The sequence below is a fragment of the Ignavibacteriota bacterium genome (assembly GCA_016212665.1).
Taxonomy (GTDB): domain Bacteria; phylum Bacteroidota; class Ignavibacteria; order UBA10030; family SZUA-254; genus FW602-bin19.
On the sequence record JACREZ010000016.1, the window covers coordinates 177,236 to 192,579 of the forward strand.

At 43.6% G+C, this 15,344-nt stretch carries 13 protein-coding genes; 12 read left to right on the top strand and 1 reads right to left on the bottom strand.

All coding sequences use genetic code 11. From position 1 onward, the window contains the following. Positions 1–125 precede the first annotated feature (125 nt). From HY960_05550 to HY960_05570, 5 genes are all read left to right on the top strand, one after another. Positions 126–1,934: a HAMP domain-containing histidine kinase gene (locus tag HY960_05550; protein ID MBI5215198.1), complete on the top strand. Its 1,809-nt coding sequence runs from the start codon at positions 126–128 to the stop codon at positions 1,932–1,934. Then, on the top strand, positions 1,927–2,622 hold the full coding sequence (locus HY960_05555; GenBank protein ID MBI5215199.1) for a response regulator transcription factor: 696 nt from the start codon (positions 1,927–1,929) through the stop codon (positions 2,620–2,622). The genes HY960_05550 and HY960_05555 overlap by 8 nt, the downstream gene beginning before the upstream one ends. A gap of 65 nt (positions 2,623–2,687) precedes the next feature. Then, positions 2,688–2,897: a DUF2281 domain-containing protein gene (locus HY960_05560; protein ID MBI5215200.1), complete on the top strand. Its 210-nt coding sequence runs from the start codon at positions 2,688–2,690 to the stop codon at positions 2,895–2,897. Further along, positions 2,894–3,280: a type II toxin-antitoxin system VapC family toxin gene (locus tag HY960_05565; GenBank protein ID MBI5215201.1), complete on the top strand. Its 387-nt coding sequence runs from the start codon at positions 2,894–2,896 to the stop codon at positions 3,278–3,280. Before HY960_05560 ends, HY960_05565 begins: the two co-directional genes overlap by 4 nt. 144 nt (positions 3,281–3,424) lie before the next feature. After that, on the top strand, positions 3,425–5,083 hold the full coding sequence (locus HY960_05570) for a S41 family peptidase (GenBank protein MBI5215202.1): 1,659 nt from the start codon (positions 3,425–3,427) through the stop codon (positions 5,081–5,083). Positions 5,084–5,152: 69 nt separating this feature from the next. Here HY960_05570 and rlmD read toward each other — a convergent pair whose 3' ends face one another. Then, on the bottom strand, positions 5,153–6,583 hold the full coding sequence (rlmD, locus tag HY960_05575; GenBank protein MBI5215203.1) for a 23S rRNA (uracil(1939)-C(5))-methyltransferase RlmD: 1,431 nt from the start codon (positions 6,581–6,583) through the stop codon (positions 5,153–5,155). Positions 6,584–6,693: 110 nt separating this feature from the next. On the opposite strand from rlmD, the gene HY960_05580 reads away from it, so the two are divergent. The 7 genes from HY960_05580 (at position 6,694) to HY960_05610 (ending at position 15,328) form a co-directional block, all read left to right on the top strand. After that, a complete protein-coding gene (locus tag HY960_05580; GenBank protein MBI5215204.1) occupies positions 6,694–7,374 on the top strand; it encodes an HAD family hydrolase in 681 nt (226 codons plus the stop codon). A gap of 52 nt (positions 7,375–7,426) precedes the next feature. Beyond that, positions 7,427–8,989: a hypothetical protein gene (locus HY960_05585; protein MBI5215205.1), complete on the top strand. Its 1,563-nt coding sequence runs from the start codon at positions 7,427–7,429 to the stop codon at positions 8,987–8,989. Beyond that, entirely contained in the window at positions 8,989–9,978 is a 990-nt protein-coding gene (locus tag HY960_05590) for a Gfo/Idh/MocA family oxidoreductase (protein ID MBI5215206.1), read from the top strand. Before HY960_05585 ends, HY960_05590 begins: the two co-directional genes overlap by 1 nt. Positions 9,979–10,175: 197 nt before the next feature. Continuing rightward, on the top strand, positions 10,176–11,603 hold the full coding sequence (locus HY960_05595) for an HD domain-containing protein (protein ID MBI5215207.1): 1,428 nt from the start codon (positions 10,176–10,178) through the stop codon (positions 11,601–11,603). Between the two features lie 231 nt (positions 11,604–11,834). Further along, positions 11,835–12,284 carry an IS200/IS605 family transposase gene (gene tnpA / locus HY960_05600; GenBank protein MBI5215208.1) on the top strand — a complete coding sequence of 150 codons (450 nt, stop codon included), beginning with the start codon at positions 11,835–11,837 and terminating at the stop codon, positions 12,282–12,284. Between the two features lie 381 nt (positions 12,285–12,665). Continuing rightward, positions 12,666–14,036: a TolC family protein gene (locus tag HY960_05605; protein ID MBI5215209.1), complete on the top strand. Its 1,371-nt coding sequence runs from the start codon at positions 12,666–12,668 to the stop codon at positions 14,034–14,036. Positions 14,037–14,059: 23 nt separating this feature from the next. After that, on the top strand, positions 14,060–15,328 hold the full coding sequence (locus HY960_05610; protein ID MBI5215210.1) for an efflux RND transporter periplasmic adaptor subunit: 1,269 nt from the start codon (positions 14,060–14,062) through the stop codon (positions 15,326–15,328). Positions 15,329–15,344: the final 16 nt, after the last annotated feature.

Consider the following 15,344-nt stretch of genomic DNA (forward strand, 5'->3'; position numbering starts at 1 on the left):
GTCTTTGTTTTGTACACGCATAACTTACCGAAACTGTTTCGATTCTCCGAGTTAAAAAACGTTATTTAGTGTTAACAAATGTTAATGCACGTGGTTGTTTACTCTGAAACTCGTACATTTGTGCAATGAAACTAAGAACTCAAACCGTGCAACTTATTATAGCCCTGCTGGTTCTCTCGCTTGCGGGCTTGGTGTGGTTGCAATACAATTTGCTGAGTGATGCTTTTGCTTTGAAAGAGCAAACATTCCGGCAAAGCGTTCACGCGGCGATGAATCGCGTTGCTGAGCGGCTCGAAGCAACGGAAGCCGCGGGCAATGTGTTCAAGTTCATTGTGAACACGCACAAACGCTCTCCGGTGAATGTTGTTCGCGTTGATGTTGACACGACCATCGAACACAAGAGTGAACGCGACAGTGTTATTGTTTTTGCCGGTATTAAAGTTACGGAGCCGCCACTGTGGGTTGAACGGGATACGATTCGGTACAGATTGGATAAACCACAGCACGTCAAACTTCGCGTGTATGATGCGTTGGGAAGACAGGATACCGTGTTGGTTGATTCTTCACTGAACGAGGGTGAATATTCCGTTTTGACAAACAAATCGAAATATTCGCAGGGAGATTTTTTTTACAAATTGATTCTTGACAGCATGACGTTCACGTTGAAGACGAACGAAGGCGATGCAAGCGGAGTTTTTTCCGGCGATGAAAAGTTTGAACGAAAACAACGATTGGTGGGAAAGGTGATAGAAAATCTCTCGGTCGCAGAACGTGAACCGATTGAGAGGAGAATCAATCCTATATTATTAGACTCGCTCATCAAACTCAGTCTGCATGAAAACGGCATCGAATTGCCATACGAATTCGGCGTTCGTTCTGAACGTAACGATTCACTGAGAATTGCTCAACCTTCAAACTATTCACCGGAAATTCTGACGACGGAGTTTCAGAACCAATTGTTCCCGGGTGATTTTCTTTCGAGCACAAATCAGTTGCTCTTGTATTTTCCCGGGCAGAAAATGTTTATGCTGAAGCAAGTCGGTGTACAACTTGCACTAACGATAGTGTTGATGACGATTTTGATTCTCTGTTTCGTGGTTGCTGTCCGAACAATCATCAAACAAAAACATTTTGCAGTACGGCTGACAGATTTCATCAACAATATGACGCACGAATTCAAAACTCCCATTTCAACAATCTCGGTAGCAACCGAAACAATCATGCGGGAAGATGTCATCGAGAATAAAGAAAAGGTTCAGCGTTACGGCAGTGTCATCCGGGATGAAAATCTGAGGATGAAAAAACAAGTTGATAAAATTCTCCAGATGGCTGTGATTGAAGAGGGAGATTTTGAATTGAAATGTTCCCCGATTGAAGTTCATGAACTGATTGAAAGAGCAACCGCGAACATTGCGTTGCAAGTGGAAGCAAAACAGGGAACCATTTCGTGCAACTATGGTGCGCTTCATTCTGTCGTTAATGGAGAGCGCGTTCATGTTGAAAATATCCTTCACAATATTCTTGATAACGCGAACAAATATTCGCCGGAAAAGCCGTCAATTGAAGTCCATACTTCCAACTCGTTCAGTAAAAATGCTTTCATACTCCACAAAACTGTCATTCCGAACCCCGCTTCAGCGGGTGAGGAATCTCGTGCCTCGATTATTGCTGATTCTTCACCACAGTATTTGATAGTAACAATTGAAGACCATGGAATCGGTATCAACGAAGAGGAATTAAAGAAAGTGTTCGATAAATATTACCGTGTCCCGACCTGCAACAGGCATGATGTAAAAGGATTCGGGCTTGGACTCAGTTATGTGAAACTGATGATGAACGCGCACGGAGGAGATGTAATAATTGCAAGCGAACCCGGAAAAGGGACAACGGTTCAATTGATATTTCCTTTGCTTGATGGAGAGATGAATGGCTGAAAAAAAAATATTATTGTTAGAAGACGACCCGAATCTCGGATTCATGCTTCAGGAGAACTTGGAACTGCGCGGCTACGAAGTGAAACTCTGCACAAACGGCGATGACGGTATGAAAGCCTATACTGCCGAACGATTCGATTTATGTCTCGTTGATGTGATGATGCCGAAGAAAGACGGTTTCACTTTTGCACGGGAAGTCCGCGAGCGCGACCAACAAACGCCGCTTATTTTTCTCACGGCAAAATCATTGAAGGAAGATAGAATCGAAGGATTGAAAATCGGCGCGGACGATTACATCACGAAACCGTTCAGCATGGAAGAACTTGCGTTAAGAATTCAGGCGGTTCTGAAACGAAGTGTTGCACCTTCTCACCATTCACACGACGGAACAACCTTCACCATCGGGAATTATGTGTTTGATTACGAACGGCAAACGCTTCAAATAAAAAATAAAAAACAAAAGTTGACAGCAAAAGAAGCAGAGTTGCTGAAGTTGTTTTGTCTTCATCTCAACGCAACGCTCGAACGTGAACTTGCACTGAAAGAAATATGGGGCGACGACAGTTACTTCAACGGTCGAAGCATGGATGTTTTTATTTCACGACTCCGTTCCTATCTCAAAAGCGATTCACGGATTGAGATTCTGAATGTTCATGGGAAGGGATTTAAGTTAGTGGTAACTGAATGATAGAATCTTTATCTTTGACTTGATGAAGATTCTCATTATTTTATAGAAATAAATTATCACAATATATGTCCGATACATTAATTTATAGTAAACTCTCAACTTTGCCGGATAATCTCAAACATGAGGTCGTAGACTTTATTGATTTTCTCATAGCAAAAAAGGAGAAAGAATCAGCCCCTTTCGAGGGTCCCAAATTTGGATGTGCTAAAGGGCAAATTATGATGTCTGATGATTTTGATGCTCCACTTGAGGACTTCAAGGAATACATGGAATGAAATTGTTGCTTGATAGCCATGCTTTGTTGTGGTTCTTTAATGGTGACGAAAAATTATCAACAACAGCACGTGCAGAGATTGAAAACAAGTCAAACATAAAATTTGTTAGCAGTGCTTCTATTTGGGAAATGGCAATAAAAATCCACCTGAAAAAATTATCTTTTTCTTCTGATGTTCAGGGGATACTTTCACTAATAAGACAGAACGGATTTGCAGTCTTGCAATTGGAATCAGAACACTTTATTCATTTGACCACACTTCCATTCTACCATCGCGACCCGTTCGACCGAATGATAATCACTCAGGCAATCTGTGAGGACATGACCATTGTTACAAAAGATAAGCAATTCACTCCTTATGAAGTGAAGATTTTATGGGATTGAAATAGGGGGTTGTGTAGCACCATTTATGATTCCTTCTTTCTTGGAATTTTATCAGCACAATAGGTGTTTGGTAATCGGTCTCAAACTTTCTACATTTATTAAGAATTTTTCAAAAACAATTTAATTTTAGGGAACTATCCTGTCATGAAACGCCAAGTATCAATCTGGACTGCCTCTGCTCTTATTCTTCTTTCGCTCGTTATCGGCTTCGGTGTTGACCGTGTCATCTCGGGTGATTCGCTCTTCGAACAGATGAAAAAATTCCAAGACGTTCTTTCACTCACTCAAAAATTTTATGTTGACGAAGTTGATGTTGCTAAACTTAACGAAGCGGCAATCAACGGCTTGCTCGGTCAACTTGACCCGCACTCTATCTATATGCCGCCGCGTGTCACCGAGCGGGAAGCGGAACAATTTCAGGGCTCGTATCAGGGCGTGGGCTTGCAAATTGTTTCTTTGAATGATACGATTACGGTTGCCGAACCTATGGGCGGAAGTCCCGCAGCGCGGCTTGGTATTTTATCAAACGATAAGATTGTGAAGATTGGTGATTCGACAGCGGTGGGAATTACGACCGAACAGGCATCAAAAAAATTACGCGGACCGAAAGGGACGAAAGTAACAGTAACGATTTCACGAACCGGAGTTCCCGAACCGCTCGTCTATGAAATTACGAGAGACCTTATTGCATTGACAAGTCTCGATGTTGCCATAATGCTTGATGAAACAACCGGCTATGTGAGCATCAATCGTTTCAGCGCGACGACAACAAAAGAATTGGTAGAAGCGTTGGCGAAGTTGAAAAGTCAAGGGATGAGCCAACTTGTGCTTGATTTGCGCGATAACCCCGGCGGCTACATGCACGAAGCAGTGAAGATGTCCGATTTGTTTATCGAAGGGGCGAAGGATGATGAGCAACGGAAAATTGTTTATACAAAATCACGGAGCGGTGGGATGGATGAATCGTACTTTGCAAAGAGCGGAGATGAATATGAGAAACTTCCCCTCATTGTTCTTATCAGTCACGCCTCTGCAAGCGCAAGCGAAATTGTTTCCGGCGCAATTCAGGATTGGGACAGAGGATTGGTGGTCGGTGAAACGAGTTTCGGGAAAGGTCTCGTTCAGCGGCAGTGGGATTTGAACGATGGTTCCGCCGTTCGGTTGACGATTGCGCGCTATTATACTCCGAGCGGACGATTGATTCAACGTCCCTATTCCGGAAAAGGGAAAGGACAATACATAAAAGAAGCGGCGCAACGAGATGAAGAAGAGGGGGACAACATCGGACATGAAATTGATTCAACTATTACAAGCGATTCAACGAAGCCGAAGTATAAAACAGACGGCGGGCGCATTGTCTATGGCGGCGGCGGCATCACTCCGGATTATATCGTGAAGCCGATGGAACTGACAGAACTGACGAAGAATATGATGCGACGCGATGTGTATTATCAATTCATCTCCGCGTATCTCGATGGTGACGGACAATCGTTGCGTGGAACGTACGGCTCAGACTTACGAGGCTTTGCAAAATCATTTGAAGTTTCAGAAGACATGTTCAAGAAGTTCAAAGAGTTTGTTGGCAAGAAAGATGTGAAAATTGATGATGAGCAGTTTGCGAAAGACGAATTCTTCAACAAGGTTCGATTGAAATCGTACATTGCACGTTCGTTCTGGAGCGATGAGGGCTGGTACACAATCACCCAAAACATTGATACGCAACTGAAAAAAGCAGTCACACTCTTTCCTGAAGCGGAGAAGATTGCAGGATTTGTTGAACAGAAAAGTAAATCGAAAAACTGAGAGTTGATTATTCGTTATCTGTTATCCGTTACTCGTTGTTCGTACGAGTAACGGATAACAGGTAACGTATCACTTCGCGCACGTGAATCGCGCAACAGTCTCAATATGGTCGGTGTGCGGAAACATATCAACCGGCTGAATAACATCGAGCGAGAACCCACCATCAGCAAGCATTTTAGCGTCGCGTGCTTGTGTTGATGGATTGCAACTGACGTACACAATTCTCTCTGGCTTCAATCTGATAATCTGGTCAATAACTTTCGGGTGAACGCCGCTTCGGGGCGGGTCCAGCACAACGACATTTGGTTTCGGGTGTTCGTGAAGCCACCCGGCTTTTGTCTGCTCTTCATCTTTTTTCGAGTACAATCCTTCCGTGAGATTTCCCTTCAGGAAAAAGCAATTCACCACTTTGTTTAGTTCTGCATTTCGTTGTGCATCGGCAATTGCGCTTTCAACCACTTCAATTCCGACAACACGTTCACACGCATCCGAGAGAAACAACGCAATCGTTCCTGTGCCGCTGTACAAATCATACACAACATCGGTTGGTTGAAGTGCGACAAATTCTTTTGCAATCGAATACAATTTTTCCGTTTGCAATGTATTCGTCTGAAAGAATGAGTTTGCGGAAATATGAAATGTGTAAGTTCCAATCTTCTCGGTTATGTAGCCGTTGCCGTAATACACTTTTTCCTTGTCACCGAACGCCACCATTGATTTTCTCTCAGTGATGTTATTGACGATCGTTGTCGTATCAGGAAATTCTTTCAACAACAACGTAGTCATTTTCTGCATTGCTTCCTGCCAATCGTTTGTCGTGACGAGGTTAATCATCCGCTCTCCGGTATGCTTTGCTTCGCGAATAACCAAATGGCGCAAGTACCCGGTGTGTGTTTTGGTTGAGTAGGCATTCATCTCCCACAACTGACAAATCTCCCGTACGGTATTAAGAATTCGTGTGCTGGTTTCCGATTGCAGGTAACACTCCTCGACATTCAGAACTTTATCGTACCGTTCGGGAATGTGTAATCCAACTGCAACTTCCCGTTTGATTTCATCTTTGTGTTCCATCTCCTCGCTCGTTAGCCATCGCTCGTTTGAAAAAGTAAACTCCATCTTGTTTCTATAAAAGTATGGCGGTTCACAGCCAATCACGGGACGAACATCGAGGTTTTCAAATCCACCGATACGTTTGAACACATCAACAATATTCTTGTGCTTGAACTGAAGTTGCGCTTCGTACGCAAGCGATTGCCACCGGCAACCGCCGCACGTACCGAAATGTTTGCATTTTGCTTCAATTCGATGCGGCGACGGAGTGAGAATCTCCACTGCACGCGCTTCTGCGTAATTCTTCTTGAGTTTCCAGATTTTTGCTTTGACAATATCACCCGGTACCGCGTCCTCAACAAAGAAAACTAAGCCCTCATGATGTGCAACTGTTTTTCCGTCGCCGGAAAGACTTTCAATAGTTAATACAATTTCAGAATTTTTTTCCATAGCGGGATGAATATACGGAAATGCGGGACGAGATTCATCTTTCGTATGAGACAACAGGGATGAGATGCGTCTCTATGAATCATGGTCGCTTTTTGGTATATTTTCCCCGCATGAAACGCTTTTCTTGTTTTATCTTCGATTTAGACGGCACACTTACCCAAACGAATGAACTGATTTTTGCTACGTTCAATCATGTCACCGAAAAATATGTTGGCAAAAGTTTCACACCGAAGGAAATTACCGGCATGTTCGGTCCGCCGGAAGAAATCGCCATTGAGCGGATTGTCGGGAAGGAACGGGTTGAGGAAGCGTTGGACGATTTCTTCACATTTTATGAATCCCATCATTCGTCAATGGCGAATGCGTATGATGGCATCCAAGAGATTTTAGAATATCTCAAAGAGCAGGGAATTCTTCTGGCAATTTTTACCGGTAAAGGAAGACGAAGCACACTTATCACGCTGAATGCACTTGGCATACAACACAACTTCGATTTGATTGTAACAGGAACCGATGTTGTGAATCATAAACCATCATCAGAAGGTATTAAGAAAGTTCTTGGCGCGTTCGGAATAGAACCCAGTGAAGCGTTGATGGTTGGTGATGCAGTCAATGATATAAAAGCGGCAAATGAAGCAGGAGTTCAGATGGCGGCGGTTGTTTGGGATTCATACGGAAAAGAACAAGTCATGCAGATGGATGTGGAATATCTTTTTCATAGCGTCGAAGAGTTTGGGGAGTGGATTCGTTCGATTGTTCACAATTCTGCTCTAAACACGGTCAATATTTAACCGCAAAGAGCGCAAAGAAGACGCGGAGTGACGCGAAGAAATTCAGGATATCATGTTCTCATTATTTTCATCAGATACGAAGAAGAATGTTAGTCGGGATACGTTTGTAAAAATGCTGGCAATCGTCGGAGTGCCGGTCGTTGTCATCGTTTTTTATATCACGGCAAGTTTGCATTTCAGTTACACTCCGGATGACACGTTCATCTATCTTCAGTTTGCGCGAAACGTTATTGCGGGAGATGGAATGTCATTCAACGCAGGAGAGCCGACATACGGATTTACAAGTCCGCTCTGGTTACTTCTGGTTTCGCTCGGCGGGAAGATGGGAATTGATTTGTACATCGCCGCGAAAACGTTGGATTTAGTTCTCGCTTCTGCCGCAATAGTTGTCTTCTTTATTCTTGCGATTGAAATGATTCGGAATATTGTCACAGCATTTCTCGCGACGATAGTGTTTTCTTCAAGCGCTTGGTTTATTCGTTGGGCTGGGAGCGGAATGGAAACTTCGCTCGCCGTGCTTCTTGTTTTACTCACGTTTTTGTATTGCATGAGAAATGAATATTTGCTTGCAACCGTGTTTACTGCGTTGCTCACGTTTGTTCGCCCGGAAGCATTTCTTCTGATGACTCTCATTCTTGTTGATGTTATCATCAATTCTCATGATAAACAGCGGGCGATGAGGTTGAACGTAAAACTGATATTGATGTACGTTGCATTTCTAACGCCGTGGCTCATTTATGCGCAGGGTATATTCGGAACGATGATTCCCAACACGGCGCTTGCAAAATCGGGATTGAACTTCGATGTGAAAGACATGTGGCAAACACTCGTCAAAACATTCGGGACCATCGGAATTACAGAAGGTGCAACACTTGCCGTGCTGATTGTTTGTCTCATCATTTTCTTTTTCAAAAAAAATCAAAAGGAACGGACAGAAGAGGAACACCTCGAACGATTTTTTGTTTTCCGACAGAGTTTCCTCGGGTTGATGTGGTGTGTGTTATTAATTCTTTATTATAGTGTTACCGGCGTGAATGTTTTCTCGCGGTATTTGGTCATCGTCGTTCCGTTTATTATTCTCAATGCGTTTTTATTGTTCTCGTATGTTTTGAGAAATTCACCTGCACAGCGATTTATGTTTGCCGGGATGGTAGTTCTCGCTCTTGCGGGTTCGCTCGAAAACAGAATTGTGTATCATCAGATAGTGTTGCCGCGAGCAGAGTCGTTCCAGCGGGGAATTATGGATTACTGTTTCGTTTCGATTGGAAAATGGCTGAGAGATAACACACCCGAAGGCTCGACGGTTGTCATGCCGGATATCGGGGCAGTCGGATATTTTTCACAACGGAAAATTTTTGATACTGCCGGGTTGATTTCTCCCGAAGTGATTCCGCTTCTTCATCAGGGAAACACGCCGTACGGAATCATCGGAAAAAAATACTATCAGTCATTTTGCAAAGCAGATTACCTTGTGCATAATGCGGAGCGACCGTTTGCGTTGAACGACAGCACGTTGATTCCGTTATTCACAAAAATGGTCGGCAGTTTACGCATCGGTGAAACTGCGCCGCAGTATTATTCAGTCTATCAGGTTCGTCATTCGGAGATTCAGTAATGGAAAATAAACTTAAGGTTGGTGTCATTGGCGTTGGTCATCTCGGTTCGCTTCATGCGAAGATGTACGCGGGAATCGATTCGGCGCAACTTGTCGGTTTGTTTGATGTTGATTCAGCGCGGGCAAATGAACGCGCCCGTGAGTACAACTGTAAAGCGTTTCTTTCGGTTGAGGAATTGCTCGATGCAACTGACGCAGTGAGTGTTACGACTCCGACAACATTACATTGTGGAATTGCAAGTGAGGCAATCAAACGCGGTAAGCATGTCTTTATCGAAAAGCCAATTACGACAACGATTGAAGAAGCGAAAGAGTTAGTCAAACTTTCCCGTAAGCACAACGTGAAGATTCAGGTCGGACATATCGAGCGGTTCAACCCGGCGTTGCTTGCGTTGGAGAAATATCGGATTCGCCCGATGTTTGTGGAATCGCACCGGCTTGCGCAGTTCAACCCGCGCGGGACGGATGTTGCCGTTGTACTCGATTTGATGATTCACGACATTGATATTATCTTAAGTCTCGTGCAATCAAAAGTGAAAAATATTCAGGCAAACGGCGTTGCGGTTGTTTCCGATACGGCGGATATTGCCAACGCGAGAATTCAGTTTGAAAACGGATGCGTTGCCAATGTTACGGCGAGCCGCATCTCTCAAAAAAAGATGAGAAAAATGCGGTTGTTCCAACGCGACGCATATATCTCCGTTGATTTTTCCGATGGCGTAGCGGAAGTGTTCCGGCTTGTGGATGAGGATGATGAAAGCGCAAAGCACACGATGCGTCTCGGCGCAATCACACAGGGGAAAGTGCAACGAAAGATTGTCTATGAGCAACCGGAAATCAAAGAAGTGAATGCGCTGAAGTATGAACTTGAACTGTTCGTTGATGCCGTGTTGAATGACAAACAGCCGCCCGTGACGGCGGAAGAAGGTTTGCAGGCGCTGGAAGTTGCACAGCAGATTGTTGAGACAATCAATCAGAATAAAATGTAGTGAATTTTGTTTTGAGTCAATTGTTGTCATGGAAATTTCTTTGTAGTAGCATTGCCGTAAACGGCAACGCTACAGTTCGGCAAGCATTCTTGAAGAATGCTTTTTCCGTTCAGTCGGATTTATCCGACTTGGAAACTTTAGCGTCACCGTTTACGGTGATGCGGTTGAGTCATCAATCAGTTTAATTGTTCTTTTGCATGAAAGTAGAATCAATAAAAATTACAAATGAAACGCTTCTCCGCATCGGGAAGATTGCGGATGAATTAAATGTCAAAACGTATGTTGTCGGCGGGTACGTGCGCGATAAACTACTCGGCAAAGAAGTGCAGGATATTGACATCGTTGTCGTCGGTGACGGCGTGAATTTTGCACGCCAAGTTGCAGAACGATTCGGAACGAAGAATGTTATCGTGTTTGAGAAGTTCGGAACGGCAATGCTTCCGCTTGAATCAGGGAAAATTGAGTTTGTCGCCGCGCGGGAAGAAAGTTACTCGAAGGATTCACGCAAACCTGTTGTAAAACCCGCTTCGCTTGAAAGCGATTTATCGCGTCGTGATTTTACCATCAATGCGCTTGCGGCTTCCATCAACAGAGAGAAATTCGGAGAAGTGCTCGACCCGTTCGATGGGCAGACTGATTTGGAAAACAAAATCATCAAAACGCCTCTTGACCCCGAGCGAACGTTTGACGATGACCCGCTCCGGATGATGAGAGCGTTGCGTTTTGCTTCACAATTGGATTTTTTCATTGAAGCGACGACGCTGAATGCCGTCCGAAATATGGCGGAACGGATTGCCATTGTTTCCAAGGAGCGAGTGAGCGATGAGTTCTTCAAAATACTCGCATCGCCGAAACCATCCGTCGGATTGAAGTTATTTCAAAAAACCGGACTCTCGAAATACCTCATGCCGGAACTTGACGACATGGTCGGCATCGAGCAGAGAAAAGATTTTCACCACAAAGATGTTTTCCTTCACACAATGAAAGTGATTGATAACATCAGCGAGACGACAGAAAATGTGTGGCTGAGATTTGCCGCGCTTGCACACGACATCGCCAAGCCCCGAACGAAAGCATTTAAGGATGGCATAGGATGGACGTTTCATGGTCATGAAGAAATCGGGGCGCGGATGATGAAATCCATATTTCGCCGGATGAAATTTCCGATGGAACATCTCGCCTACGTTGAAACGTTAGTCCGTCTCCATCTTCGCCCGATGGTGTTGGTGAGTGAAGAAGTTACAGACTCTGCGGTTCGCCGTCTGATGTTTGATGCCGGAGATGCGGTTGACGATTTAATGCTACTCTGCCGCGCAGACATAACCTCGCAAAATCCTCAGCGGGTAGCAAAGTTTCTTCAGAATTATGATGTCGTCATTCAGAAAATGAAGGAGGTGGAGGAGAAGGATAAAATCCGGAATTGGCAACCGCCGGTTCGAGGGGAAGAAATCATGCAGGTGTGCGGTATCGGTCCGAGCAGGTTAGTTGGCGATTTGAAAGAAGCGATTGAAGAAGCGATTCTTGATGGACATATTCCGAACGAACATGACCCGGCGTTGGCGTTTCTTCTTTCGGTGAAAGATAAAATTATTGAAGAGTATCAACGTTCGAATTCTACAATATAAACGTTACATACTTCGACTTCGCTGTTGTTACTAATGACATCTCCACAAAAGGTCTGATTTCGATTCCCATAAAACGGGATTGATTTTGTCCGAGTCTGATTTATCGGACTTGGAATAATTTGATGAAAAGCGGACAGAATTTAAAATGATTTACAAACGGTCAACTTGAAAACCTTAGTAACCATTACGACAAATGAATAAATACCTTATTACCTTGTAAAGCACAGCGCTATGAAAGTAGAATATTATAACCTTTACACACACTTCATACTAATAACAAAAAACCGACAGCCAATGATTCTGGAGTTTCATCGGGAGAGAATTGAGAAATACGTAACGGGAATTATCCAGAATAATGAATCGAAACTTTATAGTATTTATGCAAATCCCGAACACGTGCATTTTCTTGTTTCCCGTTCTCCTCATTTGTCGGAAGAAGCTTTCGTTACTATCATTGCTGACAGTTCTACAAAGTTTATTAATGACAATAAATTATCTCAGGGAAGATTTGATTGGCAACAATCGTGTTCTGCCTTTTCTGTTTCTAAATCTGATGTTGATAAAGTTTGCAAATATATTCTCAATCAACGAGAACATCATAGAAAAACTTCTTTTATGGAGGAGTATGATACATTTATGAAGCACTATCAGAGAACACTGAAATGGGAAAGAAGGGAATAAGGTAAAAATTCTTTTTTTTCCAATGTTACTAAGGTTTGAAATTGTAAAGATGTAAATCAGTGAAATCGAACGAGTAAAAGAATCGAAAATGAAATGTGAAACCGGGGAACGATAACAACAAATGAATAAACGCTTAGTAACTATTTCGTCGTTCAGCAATAAATTTAAAACACATTTTTAAAACATTACAATGTCATCAATTTGAATAACAATGACAATCTATAGTCGACCTCAGCATGACGAGTATTTTTAATCAGATGAAACAGGATGATTGAGTTAGAAGTCTAAGTGAATACAAAACTTCAAAACCTCCATCAAAAAATACCCTGTTTTTCTTGTAACTTTTTTTTCCACTATTCCGTTAAACAAGGTGCTTACTTTATGAAACATTACCCTAACTTCTTATTACAGGAGAACTTACGCATGAATCGAATCGTGCTATTGTTGTTGTTCGTTGCATTGGCGGCAAGCGTTGTCACTGCGCAAACAACACTCACGCTCGACAAAGCCGTCAAACTTGTCACCGAACGAAATACCGTTGTGGTGCAGGCGCGCAATACACTCGATGCAAAACGCAGCGCAGTCCAAGCGGCATACGGCAATCTTTTTCCTACCGTCGGCATCAGCGGCGATTACTCGACGAGCCGGACGAAATCAACATTTTACAACGGCATTCAACTCGGAACATCGTCTGATGTTCAAACTAACTCACAATACTCGACCGGAGTTGGCGCGAACGTGACGTTGTTCGATGGCTTTGCAAACACATCAGGCATCGAACTGGCAGAACAACAGGAAGGCGCGTCGCTTCAGGATTTGAATCAATCAGAGAAAAATGCTATTTACCGGACGCACTTACTCTTTTTAGATGTCTTCCGAAAATATCAATTATTAAAAGTGAGTGAGGACAATCTGAAGCGAAGTCAACAGCAACTGACGCGCATTTCCGAAGCGAATAAAGTCGGTTCGGTGGCGTTGGCAGATGTCTATCGTCAGCGCGTGCAGGTCGGAAGCGATGAACTCGCTGTGATTCAATCACAAAATGATTTTGACAATACGAAGGCTGACCTTCTTGCATATCTCGCTGTGGATAATCCAACGGAATATACTGTAGATTTTGCAGGCATAGCAACGGATGTTGATGCCAACGAATTTCAGGAAGTCAACGCGAAGTACTCAAACTTCGATAACCTTCTCAAACAAGCAATCACAAACCGCCCGGATTATCTTTCTGCGGTCTATTCATTCAATGCCTCAGAAGCAGGAGTTACATCGGCAAAAGCAAGCAACTATCCAACGGTTTCTGCAAGTGCAAGTTACGGGTACAGCAGTAGTGAACTGAGCAAATTGTTTGATAACAATTCACTCCGTTTCGGACTTTCGTTGAACTACAGCCTTTTCAACGGATTTCAAACAACATCGCGCATTGAACAGGCGCAAGTCGGAAAACGAAATGCAGAAGAGCAACTCAATCAAACCAAACGACAAATACAAGTGGAGTTGAGGAAAGCATTGCTCGATTTGGAAGCGGCTCAAAAGCAAGCGGTGGTAACAAAGACAAGTGTTGAATCGGCGGAGATGGACCATAAAATTGCACAGGAAAAATATAATTTAGGCGCAGGAACATTACTTGATGTTCTTATTGCGCAGGCAAACTATACAAACGCCTTGAGCAACAAGGTCAATGCGGTCATCGGATATTTACTCTCGAAAAAGCAAGTGGAATTTGCACTCGGAACGATTAGTCAATAACGGAATTTACAAAAGGTAGCATTATGGCAAACGGAAAAAAATCAAAGAAAAAAATCATCATCTTCTCCATCATGGGCGTAGTGTTGATTGGACTCGCGCTCTTTGTTCTCCTTGGAACGAAGAAGGAAAATGTTGTAACAATTCAAACGGAAAAAGTACAGCACCGGACAATAACACAGTCAGTAACAGCAACAGGAAAAATTTATCCTGAGATTCAGGTCATCATCACGCCGGAAGTAAGCGGAGAAATTATAGCACTACCGGTGAAAGAAGGAAATCGTGTTCAACGCGGCGACCTTCTCATGAAAATTAAACCGGATATTTATGCTGCGATGCGGGACCAGGCATCTTCAGGCTTGTCATCTGCAAGAGCAAGTTTGACGAAAAGCCAGACTGACTACAAACGTGCGCAGGAATTGTTTAACAAGGGTTTGATTTCGAGCGCAGAGTTAGAACAGGTGAACACAACGCTCGAAGTTTCCAGAGCGCAATACGAACAAGCAGAAGCGGAAGTGAAACGTGCGACGGAAAGTTTATCGAAGACGACTATTTATTCTCCGATGGAAGGAACAGTCAGTCAGTTGAAGGTGGAACTTGGAGAGCGTGTTCTTGGAACGAGTCAGTTTCAGGGAACGACCGTGATGACGGTTGCCGACCTTTCGCGGATGGAAGCCCGTGTTGATGTCGGTGAGAATGATATTGTGTTGATTTCCGTCGGCGATACGGCACGTGTGGAAGTTGACGCGTTTCAGGAACGAAAACTGACCGGCGTTGTGTACGAAATCGGAAACTCGGCAAAGACTTCCGGGCTCGGAACTCAACAGGAAGTGACAAACTTCGAGGTGAGGATCCGGATACTTGATAAAGATGTCATTCTCCGCCCCGGTATGTCTATGACGGCAACAATCGAGACAGAGACGAAACAAGATGTTATTTGTGTTCCGGTTCAGAGCGTCACGACTCGTTCACCCAATAAAGATAAGGGGAAGGATGGCGGACCGCAGGAATCGAATGAGAGCGACGAGATGGCGGCGAACGACTCAAAAATCAAACAGAAAACAGAGAAGCCCAAAGAAGTTGTGTTTGTTGTTGAGAACGGCGAGGTGAAAATGGTAGAAGTGAAACGGGGCATCGCTGATGATTCTTACACGGAAATTGTGGCGGGTCTGAAGGAAGGACGTGAAGTTGTTTCCGGCAGTTACAAAGCCATCAACCGTGAATTGGAAGAGGGAACAAAAGTAAAAGTCGAAAACGAAAAGAAGAAGAAACCTGAAACGACGGCTTCAAACTAAAAAGAGAAAAGAAAAC

Coding starts and splice junctions, on each gene's coding strand:
- HY960_05550 (MBI5215198.1), top strand. CDS start 126: ATGAAACTAAGAACTCAAACCGTGCAACTTATTATAGCCCTGCTGGTT.
- HY960_05555 (MBI5215199.1), top strand. CDS start 1,927: ATGGCTGAAAAAAAAATATTATTGTTAGAAGACGACCCGAATCTCGGA.
- HY960_05560 (MBI5215200.1), top strand. CDS start 2,688: ATGTCCGATACATTAATTTATAGTAAACTCTCAACTTTGCCGGATAAT.
- HY960_05565 (MBI5215201.1), top strand. CDS start 2,894: ATGAAATTGTTGCTTGATAGCCATGCTTTGTTGTGGTTCTTTAATGGT.
- HY960_05570 (MBI5215202.1), top strand. CDS start 3,425: ATGAAACGCCAAGTATCAATCTGGACTGCCTCTGCTCTTATTCTTCTT.
- rlmD (MBI5215203.1), bottom strand. CDS start 6,583: ATGGAAAAAAATTCTGAAATTGTATTAACTATTGAAAGTCTTTCCGGC.
- HY960_05580 (MBI5215204.1), top strand. CDS start 6,694: ATGAAACGCTTTTCTTGTTTTATCTTCGATTTAGACGGCACACTTACC.
- HY960_05585 (MBI5215205.1), top strand. CDS start 7,427: ATGTTCTCATTATTTTCATCAGATACGAAGAAGAATGTTAGTCGGGAT.
- HY960_05590 (MBI5215206.1), top strand. CDS start 8,989: ATGGAAAATAAACTTAAGGTTGGTGTCATTGGCGTTGGTCATCTCGGT.
- HY960_05595 (MBI5215207.1), top strand. CDS start 10,176: ATGAAAGTAGAATCAATAAAAATTACAAATGAAACGCTTCTCCGCATC.
- tnpA (MBI5215208.1), top strand. CDS start 11,835: ATGAAAGTAGAATATTATAACCTTTACACACACTTCATACTAATAACA.
- HY960_05605 (MBI5215209.1), top strand. CDS start 12,666: ATGAAACATTACCCTAACTTCTTATTACAGGAGAACTTACGCATGAAT.
- HY960_05610 (MBI5215210.1), top strand. CDS start 14,060: ATGGCAAACGGAAAAAAATCAAAGAAAAAAATCATCATCTTCTCCATC.